Raw genomic sequence first — 1,707 nt, forward strand, 5'->3', positions numbered from 1 at the left:
TGCCCGCCTGCTGGCCGAGGTGGTCCGGCCCGCGTTCGCCACCTACCGCGACGTGCTCGACCGGGAGATCGCCCCGCACGGCCGGCCCGAGGAGCGGCCCGGGCTGTGCCACCTGCCGGACGGTCGCGAGCGCTACGCCGCACTCGCCCGGGTGCACACCACCACCGACCAGGCGCCCGAGCGGCTGCACGAGACCGGACTGGAACTGATCGACGACCTGGCGCGGGAGTACGCCCGGATCGGTCAGCGGGTGTTCGGCACCGCCGACCTCGGTGAGATCTTCGGGCGGCTGCGCACCGACCCCGCGTTGCGCTGGGACAACGGCGAGGAGCTGCTGGAGGCGGCGCGGTCCGCCGTCACCCGGGCCGAGCGGGAGGCGCCCCGGTGGTTCGGCCGCATCCCGCCGCAGCCGTGGGTGGTGGAGCCGGTGCCCGAGGCGGAGGCCCCGGGGGCGGCGGCGGGGTACTACCTGCTGCCCTCGGCCGACGGGTCCCGGCCCGGCACGTACTTCGCCAACACGTACCGGGTGACCGAGCGGTTCCGGCACACGCTCGAATCGATCGCGTTCCACGAGGTGATTCCGGGGCACCACTTCCAGCTCAGCACCGCGCTCGGACTCACCGACCTGCCGCTGTTGCGCCGGATCAGCGGCTTCAACGCCTACAGCGAGGGCTGGGGGCTGTACTCGGAACGCCTCGCCGACGAGATGGGCCTGTACTCCGACGACGTCGCGCTGCTCGGCCTGCTGAGCAGCGATTCGATGCGCGCGGGCAGGCTGGTCGTGGACACCGGGCTGCACGCACTGGGCTGGACCCGGCAGCAGGCGATCGACTTCCTCGAACGCAACACCCCGCTGCCGACGGTGGAGATCGTCGCGGAGGTGGACCGCTACATCGGCTACCCGGGGCAGGCACTGTCCTACATGGTCGGGCGGTTGGAGATCCAGCGGCTCCGGGCGCGGGCGGAACGGGAGCTCGGCGCGGCGTTCGACGTCCGCGACTTCCACGATCTCGTGCTGTCCGGGGGCGCGCTGCCGATGACGGTGCTCGCCGACGTCGTCGACCGCTGGATCGCCGACCGGCGCTGAGGCACCACCGGCCGGTGGCGTTCACTCGACGGTGGTCAGCCGGGCGGACACCAGCACGGCCCCGGGGTCGTCACCCGTACGGTCGAACACCCCGGTCGTGGTGAGCAGCCGCAGCGTCCGGCTCCCGGTGGGCGCGGTCGCGCGTTCCAGCGCGTGATCGTGCGGGACGCGGTCGACCCGGTCGACGGTGAACGTCGCCCCGGTGCCGTCCGCGCGGTGGACGGTGATCTCGTCGCCCGCGCGCAGCCGGGAGATCCCGGCGAAGACCCCGCGCTCCGCCGCGTAGCTGGCGTGCCCGGTCAGGACGGCGGCGCCCGGTTCACCCGGGGTGGGCGTGGTGGCCAGCCAGCCGACGATCCCCGCGTGCCCGGGCACCTCCATGCCCCCGCCCGTGGTGCGGTGCAGCTCGATGACGGACCCGGTGTCGATCCCCACCGCGGGCACGGACACCCGGGTCGGGACGGATTCGCGGAGGGAGGTGCGGGACGTGGGCGGAGCCGCCACGGCCAGTGGCCCCCGCGGGGGTGTCGTCGTGTCCGCCCCCGGGAGGGTGGCCGCCGGGTCCGTCGTGTCGGTGCCGCTCGACCGCAGCAGCGCCACCGCCGTGAGCGCCGTCGCCA

At 74.5% G+C, this 1,707-nt stretch carries 2 protein-coding genes; one reads left to right on the forward strand and one right to left on the reverse strand.

Annotation, left to right across the window (positions count from 1 at the left end; all coding sequences use genetic code 11):
• Positions 1 to 1,087 (forward strand): DUF885 domain-containing protein (locus tag ACTIR_RS24170; protein WP_034240874.1); only part of this gene is annotated, 1,087 nt, incomplete at its 5' end.
• A gap of 21 nt (positions 1,088 to 1,108) precedes the next feature.
• Here ACTIR_RS24170 and ACTIR_RS26870 read toward each other — a convergent pair.
• Positions 1,109 to 1,707, reverse strand: a 599-nt coding sequence (locus ACTIR_RS26870; protein ID WP_052583942.1) for a class F sortase, incomplete at its 5' end; no start/stop codon positions are given.

The sequence above is a fragment of the Saccharomonospora iraqiensis subsp. iraqiensis genome, from assembly GCF_000430445.1.
In the GTDB taxonomy this organism is placed as follows: Bacteria; Actinomycetota; Actinomycetes; order Mycobacteriales; family Pseudonocardiaceae; genus Saccharomonospora; species Saccharomonospora iraqiensis.